Origin of the sequence: Mucilaginibacter sp. CSA2-8R, from assembly GCF_038806765.1 — a bacterium.
GTDB lineage: Bacteria > Bacteroidota > Bacteroidia > Sphingobacteriales > Sphingobacteriaceae > Mucilaginibacter.
This window is the reverse complement of the sequence record NZ_CP152389.1, coordinates 830,455-846,912: the sequence shown is the minus strand read 5'-3', so window position 1 is coordinate 846,912 and position 16,458 is coordinate 830,455. Positions and strand designations below refer to the sequence as shown.

The window sequence follows — 16,458 nt, the reverse complement described above, 5'->3', positions numbered from 1 at the left end:
AGATCAATAGAAAACAAAAAAAGCTCCCACGTGGAGCTTTTTTTGTTCAGAGCATTTTTCGCGCTACGGTAAAACCCTATCTTTACTGCATAACCTTATTGCTTTGATGAAAAAGCTCATACCGGTGGTTTGTGCATTAATTACTTTGCATTTAACTGCGTTCGCTCAAAAAATCAACTATCAATCTAATATCCAGGAGGCATTATCAAAAGCCAAACAAACTCAAAAACCTCTCTTTGTTTTAATTGGTCTGCCTACAGTTCCTCCGTCTATAAGTAAAAATCAACCTGCTGCTAACAACGGCCTGGAGGAGGGTAAAGCGGCAACGTTTTACAATAAAAACTTTATTAATGTAAAAATTAGCCTGTCGGACTCTGCCTACAGCACTTTCAAAAAACTATATCCTATAAAAACAGATAGTTATCCTACTCATTTATTTTTGGATAGCGATGGCGAAATCATTTATAGAGGGCCGTCGGTAATGATGTCTTCACCTGCATTCTATCTCACTATGGCGAATGATGCGCTTAAGGCAACTGCATCAGGTAAAACGTTTAGCTATTATAAACACTTACAGCAGCAAGGCAGCCTCACCCAAAACCAGTTAAAAGAATTTATAACGCTGAAAGAAAAGTTAGGGTTATTTGATAACCAGTTATTGATTGATGAGTATGTAAATAATCTTCCCGTAAAAGCTTTAAACGATTATCAGGAAGTACTATTTATACTTAGGGCCGGTCCTCTTGCTTACGGAAAGACTTATAACCTTGCTTATACCAACCGCAAAATTGTTGATAGTATTTATAAAACAGAACCGTTAGAATTACGGAAAGAAATTAATAACAACATCATCGTAAACACCCGTAACGAGGCCATCCGTAAAAAGGACGCAGCCATTGCCCGCCAGTTATCGCAATTTGTTATAGGAACCTGGAGCAAAGATTTTAGAAGAGGAGCTAAAGCCTCACAGGAAGAATTGCTCTATTATTACAGTACAGTAAAAGATACGGCTAACTATTACTCACAAGCTACTTACTTTTATGATAATTATTATATGCGTGTAAGTGTAGACTCTATCAATAAAATGCGACAGAATGCCGTGGAAGCTAACCGCCTTCAAACTATAGAACGCATGAAACAAGTTAACCCCAGCATTCCGTTCAATAAATCTTCAATGCCGGTGAGCGGAACTCACATTGTTATGCGTACGGGTGTTGTTACAACCATTGCTACCGGCGGACCGGTAATGAGCGATGTACCTACTACATTAAATAATGCCGCTTATACGTTTTATAGGTTAGGCACACACAACACTACCAACCTCACAAAAGCGCTACTTTGGAGCAAGCGCTCGATAGAATTATCACCAAATAATTTTGCGTTTTACGACACGATTGCACATTTACTTTATCGTTTGGATTTTTATGATGAAGCTATATTTAACCAGAAAAAAGCCATCGAACTTGCAAAGCGAAATCCGATGGCAGTAAATGTGAATATAGATCCTTTAAAAAAGGAACTGGCTAAAATGCAGGAAAAAAGCTTATAACTTAAAACAAACCTAACTGCCCTTTACTCAAATCAACATCGTCTGGATTGGTTATTTCGAGTGAAATAATTTTGGCGGCAGTTTCCGGATTTACATCAGACACTTCTTTTTCATCATTTACGTCGGCCAGTACTTGTGTATCCTCAACCGAGGCAGGGGCGGGGTCAGGCACGTCTTCTGCATCGTCATGCTCGGCAATAAGCTGCACCGTTTGTATGGGATGTGCAGACAAGCGGTTACCCATGGCCTTCATACCTTTTACATCAATCAAATCGGTTAAGTTAAGTTCTACCAGTTCCAGCACTTGTGCTTTACCTTTTAACTGCTCAACCTTAACCACCGGCTGTGCTGCGCCCGATACCAGCACCAGTTTAGAGCCGGGCTCTTCACTAATAAAACTGGTTTGCTTACCGACCACTATATTTTCGAATACAAAACGCTTAACCAGGTAATTTTTTGATTTGCCGTCGTAATGCACTACTGAATATACTTTTTCCGGATCGTACTTCTCCATCAGCAGCATCTTATCGTCAAAGTGATTATTCAGGTCAAAGCTATGCAACTCGTAAATGCCATTACCGGTTATGGTTAATATCTTATCATCACCGTCAAATTCGCCTAAATACTGACCACGGCCGTCTACATTTAAACGTTTCAGTACATCATCATACCATATTTTACGCCCTGCCAGCGTAGATACACCTTTAGTTTTGAGGATGATTTTTTTAACTGGGTATTTAGTTACCTGGTTACCTATAGAGCTGCGGCCTTTGATGGCAATAGCGGCAAAATCTTCGTCAAATTGCAGCTTTTTGAGCTTGGAATGCGGTTTCAACTGTATGTTAACAACCTCGGCCTCACCATTAGGATTGGCAGAAAAATACAATACCCTGCTACTCTTAGAGCCTTTGGTTAAATCATACTCTTTATCGCGGGTAACTCCCACTACCGAGAAACGTTTGATGAAAGTAGTTCCGCTTTCGCCGTCTTTATAAATCAGGTTATAGACGGTTCGCTCATCATTCTTTTTAAATACAGCAACGTGAATAATGTCTTTACCTACAAACACTTTATCCTGTACCTTAGTGATAATACACTTACCATCAGACCGGAAAACAATAATTTCGTCGATGTCTGAACAATCGCAAATGTAGTCGTCTTTTTTCAGGCCAGTACCCACAAAACCGTCCTGGCGGTTTACGTATAGCTTTACGTTAGCCAGAGCCACTTGTGCCGCTTCTACCCTATCAAAAGTGCGCAACTCGGTTTTGCGTTCGCGCCCTTTGCCATATTTTTCTTTCAGTTTATTAAACCAGGCAATGGCATAATCGGTAAGGTGCTTAAGATTATGCTTAACCTCTTTGATCTCCGCCTCTAAAGCCTTCATCTGCTCATCTGCCTTTTTAACGTCAAAACGAGTAATGCTGCTCATGGGTTTATCAATCAGCTTCTTGTAATCTTCGGGCAGTATGGTGCGGTAAAATTGCGGAAAGAACGGCTCAAACAACCGGTCTAATACTTTAACCACAACCTCAAAGTTACCTGATCCCTCATAATCAGGGTGCTTGTACATTCCTTCCTGAATAAAGATTTTAAGCAGCGAACTGAAGAAAATCTTTTCCATTAACTCCTTCAGGCGGATATCAAGCTCCATTTTAAGCAGCTCGCGGGTATGATTAGCGCTTTGGATCAGGATATCATTCACACTCATAAAGTGTGGCTTATCATCCAGGATAATACAGGTATTGGGCGATATAGACACCTCGCAATCGGTAAAGGCGTATAAGGCATCAATCGTAACGTCGGGCGATATACCCGGCGCCAGGTGCACTACAATCTCTACATTCCTTGCGGTATTATCCTCAATCTTTTTGATCTTGATCTTACCCTTATCATTGGCCGATATAATACTGTCAATCAGTCCGCCGGTAGTGGTGCTGAACGGTATTTCAGTAATAGCGAGTGTTTTCTTGTCGCGCTCAATAATTTTGGCGCGCACCCTTACCTTACCGCCACGCTGACCCTCATTATAATTAGAGGCATCAGCCATACCGCCGGTCGGAAAGTCGGGCAGCAGGTTAGGACGATTACCTAACAGTACCTCAATAGAGGCATCCAGCAGCTCAATAAAGTTATGCGGTAAAATTTTGGTAGCCAAACCTACTGCAATACCATCTGCCCCCTGTGCTAACAACAATGGGAATTTTACAGGCAGCGTAATAGGCTCGCGGTTACGACCATCGTAGCTGGCCTGCCATTTAGTAGTATCGGGGTTAAAAACTACATCGAGAGCAAATTTGGATAAGCGTGCCTCAATGTAACGCGGCGCAGCGGCCGAGTCGCCAGTGATAGGGTCGCCCCAGTTACCCTGGCAATCAATCAGCAGGTTTTTTTGACCTATCTGTACCATGGCATCACCAATAGAGGCATCACCATGGGGGTGATACTTCATGGTGTTACCAATTACGTTAGCCGCTTTATTAAAGCGCCCGTCATCCATCTCTTTTAAAGAGTGAAGTATACGGCGCTGTACGGGTTTTAAACCGTCATATATATGCGGAACGGCACGATCTAAAATTACATAAGAGGCATAATCCAGAAACCAGTTCTCATACAAACCATCTAACGGAACAATGTTGTGCAGCTTATCGTTCTGATCTAAATTATCTGACATATCTGTATATCCAAAAAGATAAAAAGAATCTTTTTAAAGATTTTGAATGAATTAATTTGCTAAAAATATTAGCCAAATATACTAAAAAGGCGGCTAAAAACCTATTAATTAGCTGTAAAAGCAAACTTATGAACATTCGCATTGGTGCTGATGCCGTTCTGTTTTACAGCATTTCTTTACTCCGCCCTAATCTAATCATTTGCGCGTAATCTAAATGGTTAGCCATGGCATGGCAGGTTTGCGCAATACGCTTAACCCGGGTAGGCATTGTTTTGGCGCTGTTTATCCAATTAACAAAATAACGCCGATGCGACTCGGGCAAACTGTTAAAGTAAGCGAATGCTTCCGGGTCATCGGCCAGGCAATCATTCACATCATCCGGCACTTCCAGTTTAAAATCAACATCTTCCTCAAGGCTCACTTGCAGCATGGCACCCTCGCCTTTGCGAATACCCTTACGGATGTCGGCTTTTAATGGCAGGATGAAGTTGCCGCCGCCCATAGGCATTACGGCTATACCGGCAATCTTTAAATTATCTAAAGTACCTCTTACCCTAAACGATTTTTTGTAACCGGGTTTTAGCTGGCCGGCCAAATCAGCGGGAATATCAATATAAACCCAACCTGTTTTTTCGCCCTGCTGCCCTAACTTTAAAATTATTGCTGTAAAGGTTACCATATCATTATCTAAAAACTACCTGATTACACCAAATACGCAAAGCCGGGGTTCAAATGTTAAGGAGTTGTTAAATATCAAATATTTATCAGAAAGGCTGTAACGTTTGATGGACTACGTGTGTCTTATGGATATAAAACAAAATATTTAATCTTAAAATTTTAACCATATGAAAACTTTAAAATCAATCGTATTAGGCTTAGCCTTATTAGTAGTAACCAATATAGTAAAAGCCGACGAGCCTACTGCTGCTAAAATAACAAAAAATCGTGCAATTGCAACTTACGTTACCACCATGACTGATGGTAACAGCCAGGGCTTAGAAGCCGTGCTTGACGAGAATGTTAAATTTAGCTCATTACGCGGCAACAAGTTAGTAAATTTTGACAAAGCAGACATGCTGAAATTTATTGACCAGAATAAAAACATTAAACAAGCCTGTACTACTACCACTACCGAAGTAGACAGCAACAATGATATGACCGTAATGAAAGTTGATATGAAATATGACAACTTTACCCGCACCAATTACGTAACACTGACTAATACTGGCGACGGCTGGAAAATCACCAACGTTTATTCAGTATTTAAATAAGCTTCTTCTTTTTAGAAAAGGTAATTATATAGTTTTAGTTAATCATACAAAAGGCCGCTGCGAGAGCGGCCTTTTGTATTTACAGCGTTTGAGCTGATTACTATTTCAGTATTAAAACAGGCTGATGTGCATTGGTGGCAATGGCCTGCGAAATACTTTGATGCGTAAGGTTATAAAAAAAGCTATGCTTGCCCGGCAGCGCCACAATTAATTGCACATCGTTCTCATCGGCAAATTTAACCACCCCCTCAACAATATCGGGCTGGCTGATATATTCTAGGCGGTAGCTGTTATTTTGAAGCTGGTGCTTTAGCAGCTTCATATGTTCAGCTTTGGCAGCTTCGGGATTTCCTGATTTTTTAACGCTAAGAATAATCAGTTCGGGATGGGAACTGAAGTTGAGACTTTGCAGTTTACTTAATACACTTAACCTAGCAACGGCGTTAAAATCGCAAGGTACTAATACTTGCTTTAGCGGCTGATAATGTGCCTGCGGCGGAATTACCAGTACTGGTACGGTGCTGGTTTTAGCTACGGCTACCACACGGTCGCCAACGGGGTTATCCTCGTCAACCTTTTCGTTTTTGGCGCTTAACACCAACAAATCGGGCTGATATTGCGCAACCACTTCTTGTATGGCTCTTAGCAGAGGCTCTTCACTGCTGGCTAATTCTACTTTTACTGCGGGGTTGCACTCGCTCAGCATCTGAATGCTTAAGGTTTGTAACCGCTCTTCCTGCCGCTGTCGCTCAGCCAAAATATCATCTGCGCTAAGCTGCACAAAATCTACCGAAGGCAGCAACTGGGCATACATAGATACATAGTAGCTTTTTAGCAAAATGATGCGGCTAATCTGCAAATCTTTGCTAAGGGAGGCTACATACTTTATTGTATTCAAACAGGTGTTTGAAAAATCTACAGGAAGCAGTAAAGTTTTCATATCAAAGCAAATTGGTTAAATATAAAACGTGTATATGTGCCTATTTGTACATAAAAATTAGTCGTTAATACTTTCAATCATAGTATGGAGTAAAGCAATACTACTTTGCAACTCGGCAGCACTGATGCTTTGGGTAGCCCTTTCATATACCTCAGATACCCAGGGCATTAGCTGCTCTTTTAAAGCCATACCCTCAGGGGTTATATAAATCAGTTTGTTACGCCTGTCCGTATCATCTTCCACTCTTTTCACCATTTGCCGTTTGGTCAGGTTATCAATCAGGTAGGTCATGCTCGATTTGTCTCTGAGGGTAAGGTCGGCCAGTTCCTGCTGGTTAACACCATCTTTTTTCCACAAGGCCGACATAACTTCCAGCATCTCGAAAGTAATATTAATGCCATGTTCCCTGATTTTGATTTGAATATGCTGCCGCAGGATGTTTCGCAGTTCGGCCATAGACCTGCCGAGATCGAGCGCTAAATCTGCTTTTGATTTTGTTGTCATGAAGCATCAAATTTAAATAAAGTGATGGTAACAATTAGTGAGCTGCATCAGCCAGGCTTACTTTACTCTTAGCAGTTTTAACAAATATGAGCACTATGGGCACACACACCAAAAACATGACCCCTACCCACAAAAAAACATCCATGTATGATAGTAGTGTTGCTTGCTTACTCACTGAGCCATCTAAAGCTGCATAAGCCATGTGGCGGGCCGTCAGGCTATCTGTACCTGCCCGCTTAAAGCCCGATGCCATTTGCATTACGCGTTGTTGCACGTTAAGGCTATTTACATCTAAATGGCTAACCAGGTTGCTTCGGTGCACCTGCGTTTGCCTCGAAACAAAAGTTGATATTAATGCTACACCAAACGAGCCGCCCAACTGCCGCATCATCCCCGAAAAAGCTGCACCCTGGCCTATTTCTTTACCCTTTAGGGTGGAGAGCGACATGGTACTTACCGGTACCGACAGCAAGCCTAAACCAAAACCACGGATAATAAGCGGCCAAAAAAAGTCGCCGCTGCTGGTATACGGCGTAATAATTTTGTATGACATATAGCTATACACGAAAAACACAACCATACCCATGGCAATCAGATACTTTTGCGGCACGCCGCGCTGTATCAGCTGCGCCACTACCGGCATCATAAAGGCTACAAACAGAGTGCTTGGCAGCTGGAGCATACCCGATTGCTGCGCCGTCCACCCTAACAAGGATTGGGTGTACAACGGGATAACGAAGGTAGAGCCAAACAAACCAAAACCCATGATGAACGATAGCAGCACACCAATACGCAGGTTGTTATCCTTGAGTACCCGGAGTTCAACAATGGGATACTTGTACTGCAACTCGCGCCAAATAAACAGCAGTATACCTAACACGGCGGTAATAGTTAATATGGTGATAACCTCGCTGCTGTACCAGTCTTCTTCCTGCCCTTTTTCGAGCACGTATTGTAATGAAGATATACCTACAGTGAGCAGGCCAATGCCCCACCAGTCTACCTGGGTAACCGGACGTTTTTCGTCATATTTAGGGCTGCGTACGTATTGTAAGGTAAGGATGGCGGCAATAATACCCACTGGGATGTTGATATAAAAAATAAAAGGCCACGAATAATTATCAACAATATAACCACCTAACGGCGGACCCAAAGTTGGCCCTACAATTACGCCTAAGGTATAAATAGCCTGGGCCATTGCCCGTTTTTCGGTAGGCCAGCTTTCGGTAATGATGGTTTGCGAGGTTACCAGTAATGCGCCGCCACCTATGCCTTGCAAAAACCGAAATATTACCAGTTCCCAGATGTTGGTAGCGTTACCGCACAAAAAAGAGCATACAGTAAATATGACAACAGATGCAGCAAAATAATTGCGTCTGCCAAACTGCTGCGAGAGCCAGCTGGTCATAGGCACTATAATTACGTTGGCCAAAGAGTAAGCGGTTATTACCCAGCTGATCTCGTTAAGCGTGGCTCCTAAATTACCACGCATATCATTGAGTGCAACGTTTACGATGGTGGTATCAATAATTTCGAGCAGGGCGCAAAATACGGCGGTAATGGTTATGATGATTCGCCGGGCCCCATACTCAACCAGTGAATTAGCCGGTTGCGTTATTGTTGTTGCCATAAGTTTTATAAAAGCTATACAAAGTTATATACACAACAGTTTAATATCAAACTATTATTTTAAATATATACCTGATGATAATTACCGCAACCCTTTAAATAAAAAAGTCTGCGACAATCCTTCATTAAGCAGGTTTGTAACAGACTTTATTGCGGTAATAAGCTTTCCTTACATACTCGATGATAGCCTTTAAACAGGCAAGGATACCAGCCTGTCTTCAAAAAACATAAATGGTAAAAAGCTTTCTACACCAGTGGTTATCCATACTGTCCCATTTTGACAGTACAGCATAATACGGATAGATTGTGCTTGTTTCTTTTCATATTCGGCCATTACCTGCAGGCAAGAGCCGCAAGGTGTGATAGGCTTTTCGATAATAAACTTATCAGTGTGTGCTGTAACCGCAATAGCTTCAATCGGGTCATCACTATAGTTAGCACCCCAATTAAACAGCGCAACCCGCTCGGCACATAAGCCCGACGGATAAGCTGCATTCTCCTGGTTGCTACCATAAATTATACGGCCGCTTTTTAAGCGCAGCGCAGCGCCTACGCTAAAATTTGAATATGGTGAATGTGATCCTTTGAGTGCCTTTACGGCTTCGAGGCATAAGGTGCGGTCATTATTGTTTAGTTCATCAACAGCACTAAACTCTTCAAATGCTATCTTAATTTCGTGGTTAATCATGTTGTACGTAGATGCCTTCTTTTTTTACCTGATTAAGCCTTGTGTAATAACCTCCCGGCTATGGCGTAATCAAAAAGGGCTTATAAGATAGCACTTATTTTTTTAATAAGCAAATACTACCTTATAAGCCCTTAAAATTTGAGGAGCTATATTCCCTAAGCTACTAAAGCTTCTGGCTCAGCCAGCAGAGGATTAACCGTTTCGTCGTCTTTTTCTACGCGTAAGTTTTGCACAATATGCTGCTGACGGGTAGGCGTGTTTTTACCCATAAAATACTCCAGCAATCCCTTGATGTTGGCGTCTTTTAAAATCACCGGGTCAAGGCGCATATCCTTGCCAATAAACAAACCGAACTCGTCCGGAGAAATCTCACCCAAACCTTTAAAGCGGGTTATCTCGGGCTTGTTGCCTAATTTGGCAATTGCATTGCGGCGTTCTTCGTCGCTGTAACAGTAAATAGTTTCTTTTTTATTACGCACCCTGAATAAAGGCGTTTGCAGAATAGATACATGACCGGCTTTTACCACATCCGGAAAAAACTGCAAAAAGAAAGTCATGATGAGTAAACGGATGTGCATACCGTCTACGTCGGCATCAGTAGCAATTACAATGTTATTGTAACGCAGACCATCAATCCCATCCTCAATATTCAGGGCATGTTGCAACAGGTTAAACTCTTCGTTTTCGTAAACCACTTTTTTAGTCAGGCCAAAGCAGTTTAAAGGTTTACCCTTTAAGCTAAATACTGCCTGAGTAGCTACATCACGCGATTTAGTGATCGACCCGCTGGCCGAGTCACCTTCGGTGATAAACAAGGTGGTATCTTGCTTACGCTCATGGGTATCGTCAAAGTGCACCTTACAGTCGCGTAATTTACGGTTGTGCAACGATGCTTTTTTAGCACGCTCGTTAGCCAGCTTTTTGATCCCTGCAATATCCTTACGCTCACGCTCTGACTGCAGTATGCGCTTGAGCAGGGCATCAGCAGCTGCCGGATTTTTATGCAGGTAATTATCCAGTTCGTTCTTTACAAAATCATTGATGAAGCCACGAACAGTTGGCCCATCAGGCCCAACGTTTTGTGAACCTAACTTGGTTTTGGTTTGCGACTCAAAGACTGGTTCCTGCACTTTGATGGCAATAGCAGCCACAATAGACGAGCGAACGTCTGAAGCATCAAACTCTTTTTTATAAAACTCACGTACAGTTTTAACCACCGCCTCTCTGAAAGCGGCTTGATGCGTACCACCCTGCGTAGTATGCTGACCATTGACGAACGAGTAGTACTCCTCGCCGTATTGCTGGCCGTGCGTCATAGCTATTTCAATATCCTCACCTCTCAGGTGAATAATGGGATAACGTAAAGCTTCGGCATCGGTGTTGCGCTCTAACAAATCGCGCAGGCCATTTTGCGAAAAGAATTTTTGCCCGTTAAAGTTGATAGTTAAACCGGCATTCAGGAACACGTAGTTCCAAATCATGTTCTGCACAAACTCCGGGATGAAGCGGTAGTTGCGAAAAATGGTTTCATCCGGAAAAAAGTTGATGGCCGTGCCATTGCGCTGGCTGGTTTCTTTCTCAGCTTCATCACGCAGCAGTTCGCCTTTGGTAAATTCGGCTATCTTGGTACGCCCGTCGCGGTAAGATTGCACGGTAAACGATGTAGACAAAGCGTTTACGGCTTTGGTACCCACCCCGTTTAAACCTACTGATTTTTGGAAAGCCTTGCTGTCGTACTTACCGCCGGTATTAATCTTTGACACACAATCAATCACTTTACCTAACGGAATACCACGCCCATAATCGCGAACATTTACTTTATGGTCGCTCATAGTTACGTCGATGGTACGACCGGCACCCATCACAAACTCATCAATAGAGTTATCAATGATTTCTTTTAACAGCACATATATACCATCATCGTAAGCAGAACCATCGCCCAGCTTACCGATGTACATACCCGGACGCAATCGGATGTGTTCTTTCCAATCGAGCGAGCGGATACTATCTTCACTATAATTAACTTCTGCCATATTAAATTAATAGGAATCAATACCATAGCCTTTTAACCCAAAATGATGTTAAAAAGGCGCTAAAACCCTTTCAAATATACTAAAAAAATTGGCAAGGCTCAACCTTTACCTTACCTGAATTTGATACACTCGCGCACTTTGCTGAGGCTTCTGAAAAAATCGGGGCCCTTATCATTAGTTAGGCATACCGCTAATAAATACCCTGTATGATCTTTTTGCAGGGCAATGAGTAAAGCATATTTAAAGCCTTTGGTTTCGGGTAAATCGGCCAGGCTAACCAAACAGCTTTTACCAGCATCGGCATTATAAGCCTCCAGCAATTCTGGTTTAAGCGAGCGGATGGTGTACCGGTCGTCATCACTTAGCACGCAGGCATTGGCTTTGATAGCACCAATGTAAGACGAATCGGGGTTGGCCAGCATTTTACCGGTAATATTTTTTACCTGCTCATAGCTTGTCCAATTTTGTTTAAGCGACCGTACCTGCAGCCAAATTTCAAAATTTTGACCAGGCATGGCCATGGCATAATCAAAAGAGAGGTTTTCATTGCTTATCGCCGTCACCTCTTTAAGTACTGGCGGGAAAGTAAAATCAATACCCGCTTCTTCGGCTTGCTTTATAAAAGAGCGCAGCTGAGTTGGCCGTCCCTCATTGCCTGTTTGTGTCCGTTTATGACGGCGAGGCTGCCCTGTAACCAACGCCGGCAGTAAACAAATTATATAGGCTATAATTAAACTACTTTTACCTACTTGCTTAATAATATTCATGACCTGGTATACGGGTAACCCTTTTTATTTATATTAACCGTGTATTGAGTGCAAACTCTGCAAATGTAAAATATTAAACCTGTAAAAAACAGCCGCTTCGTTAATGCCTATCAAACCCAAACTCACTCGTTTCGACCTAACCATGATCGTAATCAGCCTGATTATAGGCACGGGTATCTTTAAATCGCCGGGAGAGGTAGCACTGCGCACAGGCAGCCCAACGCTCTTTTTTACGGCCTGGATAGTAGGCGGCCTGGTAACCTTATGCGGGGCCCTCACCTTTGCCGAAATAGGTGCCCGATACCCTAACACAGGCGGCTTTTATAAATTATTTTCTTACTGTTATCATCCGGCTTTTGCCTTTATGATTAATTGGGGATCGGTTATTGCCACTACGGCCTCAGTAGCGGCTGTTGCACTGATCGGTGCCGAATACCTGAATCCCATTTTACTTCCCCCGAGTTTACAAACTACGTTAGGCACCAAGCTTACAACGACAGGATTGGTACTTATTGTTTACCTGGTTAACTTTTGGGGTATAAAAATGAGTGCCAGGATGCAAAACCTGCTCACGCTGTTTAAAGTAGCCATGATTGTGGTGCTCTGCCTGGCTATTTTCAGGAGTGATGGCAGCACTGTAATAGAAAAAGGCGTAGTTATGGCTTCTGGTAACCCGGTGGCAGCTTTTGGATTAGGCTTAGTAGCGGTTTTTTTTACATTTACGGGCTACCAGCAAACCATCAATTTTGGCGGCGATGTGGTAGAGGCTAAACGTAATATACCTAAAGGCATATTTATGGGGATAGCCATTGTAATTGTGGTTTACATGGCCATCAACTTTGCTTATTACAAGGTATTAGGCATGGGCGGCCTGCAGCAAAACACCGGACTTGCCGCTAAAATGGCCTCGGTGGTATTTGGCGAAGTTGGATCGAAGATTACCTCCGTACTTATGTTTATTTCGGTACTGGCTTATGTTAACGTAAATATTATGTCGGTACCCAGGGTATACTATGCCATGGCCGATGACGGCGTACTACCCCCGATTTTTAAGCGCATTAATGAGCGCACACAGGTACAGGAGTTTGGTATGAGCTTTTTTGTATTCAGCGTAATATTGATACTATTGGTGGTCAGTTCGTTTGGCGAAGTGCTTAACTACGCTATGTTTTTTGAATGCATAGGCATGAGCGTTGCTGCCATGGCTATTTTTATTTTACGCAAGCGCACTAAAGAATTGAACAACAGCGGCATCTATACCATTAAGTGGTACCCGCTGGTTCCGCTGTTTTTTATTGCTGTATACTGGTTTGTTACCTTCAGTATTTTTGCCGCCAGCCCCAAAGCTACACTGGTTTGCCTGGGTGTCTTTTTGCTGGGCCTGGGTATTTATTACGGGGCAACGAGTTATCAAAAAAGAAGTTTAGGTAACTGATGCCATAAACTATTCCGTTAACGTAAAAGCCTAAATGCCGGTATGTAAAGAGGCGCTTGTTATTAAACTCTAAAATTGCATTGATCACTACCAAAATAATATTATAGAGATAAAGAGCGATTATTAGTAGTAAAGAGACTTCTACGTTAAAACCTAATGATGAAAGAAACGGTACTCTTATATTTAAAAAAGTGCAAAAAATGTATCCGTAATACAACGCGATCATGATGAGCCATGTGATTTGAAAATTCAATACCTTTTTGCCTATTTTAGCCATACCGCTAATTTGATCACGCTTAAGCATCCACAAAACAAGCGGAATTACTACACCTAATAATGGGAAGAACAGGAAGCTTAATGCAGATAAATGCAGCAATATAAGATATGATTTATTTTCGGGTAATGCATCTGGCAGTTTTGTCTGCTGCTCAAGCAAATCTGTTACATCAACACCTAAACAGATGGCCAACCGTTGGAGTGTGTCGCCATGCGGTTCAGTTTGTCCGCCTTCAATCCGTTGAATAGTTCGTAAACTAAGCTTTGTTTGTTCGGCCAGATATTCTTGTGAATACCCTTTTTCGGAACGTAATATTTTGACCTGATTAGCAAGGTAAGTGCTTTTCATAAATTTAGGTTTTTGCTTCAAATGTATAGCAAGATTGCATTTATAAGTTGCGAATTTTTAACGACATCTTTACGACATATAACTCATTTTTAGGCACTATGCATTATTTAGAGTAAAAATATCGAACTTTAAACGACTTGCTTAACATATCATGCTATGAGACTTTTAATCACCTTGTTTTTAGTGTATGGCCTAAACAGCCTTTGCAGTGCCCAAGCTATTGAAAAAGGTTATTTTTTGTGCACCTCCATGCGCACAGAAGCCTGGAATAACGAAACGCAAAAGCTTGACATCACGCGTGATTGGGTAAACCTACCACAGCAAGCAATAGCATTGCATGTATTTAAAGATTCTATACTTTACTACACGGATAATTACAAAACCAAGAACATATACAAGGTTGATAAGGTAACAGCGCAACCCGATATAGACAGTTTTGCCGACCATTTTTATGAAGTGGAACAAAACGGAATAAAAAGCCTGATTACCGTGCGCCTGCTTAGCGGCTATGAGGGTTACGCCGGCCAAATTAAAATAGCGGATGGCCCGGCAGGTGATCACTTTACGCGTGTTATTACGTACACCTTCACTAAACAAGATTCAGACCGTTTAGCATCCCGCTAAGTTAAAGCTGGTGCTTTATTAAATACTTTATAAAAGCAAAATGCCCGACGATATGCCGGGCATTTTGTTTTATAAAAGGAAGATCAACTTAAACACCTAACAGCAAACGTGCAGGGTCTTCCAGCAATTGTTTAACACGTACCAGGAAACTCACCGACTCACGGCCGTCAACAATACGGTGATCGTATGATAGGGCAAGGTACATCATTGGGCGAATTACTACCTGACCATTTAACGCTATAGGGCGCTCAATGATATTGTGCATACCTAAGATAGCCGATTGCGGTGCGTTGATAATCGGGGTTGACAACATGGAACCGAACACACCACCATTAGTGATGGTAAAGGTACCGCCGGTCATATCCTCAATAGTCAATTTATTTTCGCGGGCTTTACCGGCCAGGGTAACTACAGCCTTCTCAATCTCGGCCAGGCTCATCGCATCCGCGTTACGGATGATAGGAACAACTAAACCTTTAGGCGCTGATACTGCGATAGAGATATCGGCAAAATTGCTATAAACAACTTCTTCACCATCAATACGGGCTCCTACAGCAGGCCACTCTTGCAAAGCAACACAAACTGCTTTGGTGAAAAACGACATAAAGCCTAAGCCAACACCGTGTTTTTCTTTAAATTTATCTTTGTATTTACCACGCAGGTCCATGATTGGCTGCATATCTACCTCATTAAAGGTAGTTAACATGGCAGTTTCGTTTTTAACGGCCACCAGGCGTTTAGCTACGGTTTTACGTAACGAAGTCATCTTTTCGCGACGCTCGGCACGGGTTCCGGTGGTAACTGCAGCAGGTTGCGTTTGAGCTGTTTGCGGAGTTACTTTTGGTGCAGATGAAGATGCGGCGGCAGGTTTCTGTGCATTCAGGGCATCTTCTTTAGTGATACGGCCACCTACGCCGGTACCGTTTACACTCTCTGTACTAACGCCTTTTTCGGCCAGTATTTTACCGGCAGCAGGTGATGGTGTACCAGCAGCATAACTGCCTTGTGCAGCAGCAGGTGCAGACTGAGCAGCAGGTTGTGAAGCAGCAGGCTGATTATTAGCAGGGGCTGCAGCCGGAGCGGCACCACCACCGGTAATTGCACATACCACAGCACCAATAGCCAACACATCACCTTCGGCAGCCATGGTTTTTAAGGTACCTGCGCTCTCGGCAGTTAACTCAAACGTGGCTTTATCAGATTCCAGTTCAGCAATGGCTTCGTCCATTTCAACCTGCTCACCGTCTTTTTTGATCCAGCGCGATAAGGTTACTTCGGTGATAGACTCGCCTACCGGCGGAACTTTAATTTCAATAGTTTTACTTTCGGCAGCAGGCGCAGCAGCCGGAGCTGATTCCGGACGATCGGTGCGCTGACCTGGGGCACTTTCGTCGGCAGCAGCGGCCGCACTCTTATTAATCGGCGCGGTAGCTTTAGCACCCTCGCCTTCAATATTGGCTACAACAGCGCCAATAGGCAATGTATCGCCTTCGGCAGCTACCGTTTTTAAAGTTCCGGCACTTTCGGCAGTTAGTTCAAACGTAGCTTTGTCTGACTCCAATTCAGCAATTACTTCGTCCATTTCAACTGCATCGCCGTCTTTTTTAATCCAGCGCGACAAGGTAACCTCAGTGATTGACTCGCCCACCGGCGGAACTTTGATCTCTAAACTCATATTGTGTTTTAAGTTGTATTATTTTTGGATATACAGATAATTAC

The 16,458-nt window shown here is 42.7% G+C and carries 14 protein-coding genes; 4 read left to right on the top strand and 10 right to left on the bottom strand.

The features are described 5' to 3' along the window. Positions 1–106: 106 nt before the first annotated feature. Positions 107–1,549 carry a hypothetical protein gene (locus AAGR14_RS03645; RefSeq protein ID WP_342647242.1) on the top strand — a complete coding sequence of 481 codons (1,443 nt, stop codon included), beginning with the start codon at positions 107–109 and terminating at the stop codon, positions 1,547–1,549. 1 nt (position 1,550) lies between these two features. Here AAGR14_RS03645 and AAGR14_RS03640 read toward each other — a convergent pair whose 3' ends face one another. Together AAGR14_RS03640 and AAGR14_RS03635 are read right to left on the bottom strand one after the other, a co-directional pair. Further along, a complete protein-coding gene (locus AAGR14_RS03640) occupies positions 1,551–4,223 on the bottom strand; it encodes a DNA gyrase/topoisomerase IV subunit A (protein ID WP_342647241.1) in 2,673 nt (890 codons plus the stop codon). 163 nt (positions 4,224–4,386) lie between these two features. Continuing rightward, positions 4,387–4,902 (bottom strand): YdeI/OmpD-associated family protein, encoded by a 516-nt coding sequence (locus AAGR14_RS03635; RefSeq protein ID WP_342647240.1) that lies wholly within the window; start codon positions 4,900–4,902, stop codon positions 4,387–4,389. Positions 4,903–5,068: 166 nt separating this feature from the next. On the opposite strand from AAGR14_RS03635, the gene AAGR14_RS03630 reads away from it, so the two are divergent. After that, on the top strand, positions 5,069–5,494 hold the full coding sequence (locus AAGR14_RS03630; RefSeq protein ID WP_342647239.1) for a nuclear transport factor 2 family protein: 426 nt from the start codon (positions 5,069–5,071) through the stop codon (positions 5,492–5,494). Positions 5,495–5,594: 100 nt separating this feature from the next. Here the strand turns inward: AAGR14_RS03630 and AAGR14_RS03625 are convergent, their stop codons facing one another. From AAGR14_RS03625 to AAGR14_RS03600, 6 genes are all read right to left on the bottom strand, one after another. After that, positions 5,595–6,434 carry a universal stress protein gene (locus AAGR14_RS03625; RefSeq protein ID WP_342647238.1) on the bottom strand — a complete coding sequence of 280 codons (840 nt, stop codon included), beginning with the start codon at positions 6,432–6,434 and terminating at the stop codon, positions 5,595–5,597. A 57-nt stretch (positions 6,435–6,491) separates the two neighbouring features. Beyond that, positions 6,492–6,938, bottom strand: coding sequence for a MarR family transcriptional regulator (locus tag AAGR14_RS03620; RefSeq protein ID WP_342647237.1), 447 nt, complete (start codon positions 6,936–6,938; stop codon positions 6,492–6,494). 34 nt (positions 6,939–6,972) lie between these two features. Next, positions 6,973–8,568 carry a DHA2 family efflux MFS transporter permease subunit gene (locus tag AAGR14_RS03615; RefSeq protein ID WP_342647236.1) on the bottom strand — a complete coding sequence of 532 codons (1,596 nt, stop codon included), beginning with the start codon at positions 8,566–8,568 and terminating at the stop codon, positions 6,973–6,975. A 189-nt stretch (positions 8,569–8,757) separates the two neighbouring features. Beyond that, positions 8,758–9,255, bottom strand: coding sequence for a cytidine deaminase (locus AAGR14_RS03610; RefSeq protein ID WP_342647235.1), 498 nt, complete (start codon positions 9,253–9,255; stop codon positions 8,758–8,760). 155 nt (positions 9,256–9,410) lie between these two features. Continuing rightward, positions 9,411–11,288 carry a DNA topoisomerase IV subunit B gene (locus AAGR14_RS03605; RefSeq protein WP_342647234.1) on the bottom strand — a complete coding sequence of 626 codons (1,878 nt, stop codon included), beginning with the start codon at positions 11,286–11,288 and terminating at the stop codon, positions 9,411–9,413. A 110-nt stretch (positions 11,289–11,398) separates the two neighbouring features. Next, positions 11,399–12,055, bottom strand: a complete 657-nt coding sequence (locus AAGR14_RS03600; RefSeq protein ID WP_342647233.1) for a hypothetical protein — start codon at positions 12,053–12,055, stop codon at positions 11,399–11,401. A gap of 103 nt (positions 12,056–12,158) precedes the next feature. Here AAGR14_RS03600 and AAGR14_RS03595 point away from each other — a divergent pair, with 103 nt between their 5' ends. Then, positions 12,159–13,490 carry an amino acid permease gene (locus AAGR14_RS03595; protein ID WP_342647232.1) on the top strand — a complete coding sequence of 444 codons (1,332 nt, stop codon included), beginning with the start codon at positions 12,159–12,161 and terminating at the stop codon, positions 13,488–13,490. Here the strand turns inward: AAGR14_RS03595 and AAGR14_RS03590 are convergent. Further along, a complete protein-coding gene (locus AAGR14_RS03590; RefSeq protein WP_342647231.1) occupies positions 13,402–14,115 on the bottom strand; it encodes a helix-turn-helix domain-containing protein in 714 nt (237 codons plus the stop codon). The genes AAGR14_RS03595 and AAGR14_RS03590 overlap by 89 nt on opposite strands. A 156-nt stretch (positions 14,116–14,271) precedes the next feature. Here AAGR14_RS03590 and AAGR14_RS03585 point away from each other — a divergent pair, with 156 nt between their 5' ends. Next, positions 14,272–14,739, top strand: a complete 468-nt coding sequence (locus AAGR14_RS03585) for a hypothetical protein (protein ID WP_342647230.1) — start codon at positions 14,272–14,274, stop codon at positions 14,737–14,739. A gap of 88 nt (positions 14,740–14,827) precedes the next feature. On the opposite strand, the gene odhB is transcribed toward AAGR14_RS03585, so the two are convergent. Beyond that, positions 14,828–16,414: a 2-oxoglutarate dehydrogenase complex dihydrolipoyllysine-residue succinyltransferase gene (gene odhB / locus AAGR14_RS03580; protein ID WP_342647229.1), complete on the bottom strand. Its 1,587-nt coding sequence runs from the start codon at positions 16,412–16,414 to the stop codon at positions 14,828–14,830. Positions 16,415–16,458 lie beyond the last annotated feature (44 nt).

Bases quoted from the DNA above. Each gene is read 5' to 3' on its own strand.
- AAGR14_RS03610 (WP_342647235.1), bottom strand. From the start codon at position 9,255: ATGATTAACCACGAAATTAAGATAGCATTTGAAGAGTTTAGTGCTGTT.
- AAGR14_RS03630 (WP_342647239.1), top strand. From the start codon at position 5,069: ATGAAAACTTTAAAATCAATCGTATTAGGCTTAGCCTTATTAGTAGTA.
- AAGR14_RS03605 (WP_342647234.1), bottom strand. From the start codon at position 11,288: ATGGCAGAAGTTAATTATAGTGAAGATAGTATCCGCTCGCTCGATTGG.
- odhB (WP_342647229.1), bottom strand. From the start codon at position 16,414: ATGAGTTTAGAGATCAAAGTTCCGCCGGTGGGCGAGTCAATCACTGAG.
- AAGR14_RS03635 (WP_342647240.1), bottom strand. From the start codon at position 4,902: ATGGTAACCTTTACAGCAATAATTTTAAAGTTAGGGCAGCAGGGCGAA.
- AAGR14_RS03645 (WP_342647242.1), top strand. From the start codon at position 107: ATGAAAAAGCTCATACCGGTGGTTTGTGCATTAATTACTTTGCATTTA.
- AAGR14_RS03615 (WP_342647236.1), bottom strand. From the start codon at position 8,568: ATGGCAACAACAATAACGCAACCGGCTAATTCACTGGTTGAGTATGGG.
- AAGR14_RS03600 (WP_342647233.1), bottom strand. From the start codon at position 12,055: ATGAATATTATTAAGCAAGTAGGTAAAAGTAGTTTAATTATAGCCTAT.
- AAGR14_RS03590 (WP_342647231.1), bottom strand. From the start codon at position 14,115: ATGAAAAGCACTTACCTTGCTAATCAGGTCAAAATATTACGTTCCGAA.
- AAGR14_RS03625 (WP_342647238.1), bottom strand. From the start codon at position 6,434: ATGAAAACTTTACTGCTTCCTGTAGATTTTTCAAACACCTGTTTGAAT.
- AAGR14_RS03595 (WP_342647232.1), top strand. From the start codon at position 12,159: ATGCCTATCAAACCCAAACTCACTCGTTTCGACCTAACCATGATCGTA.
- AAGR14_RS03640 (WP_342647241.1), bottom strand. From the start codon at position 4,223: ATGTCAGATAATTTAGATCAGAACGATAAGCTGCACAACATTGTTCCG.
- AAGR14_RS03620 (WP_342647237.1), bottom strand. From the start codon at position 6,938: ATGACAACAAAATCAAAAGCAGATTTAGCGCTCGATCTCGGCAGGTCT.
- AAGR14_RS03585 (WP_342647230.1), top strand. From the start codon at position 14,272: ATGAGACTTTTAATCACCTTGTTTTTAGTGTATGGCCTAAACAGCCTT.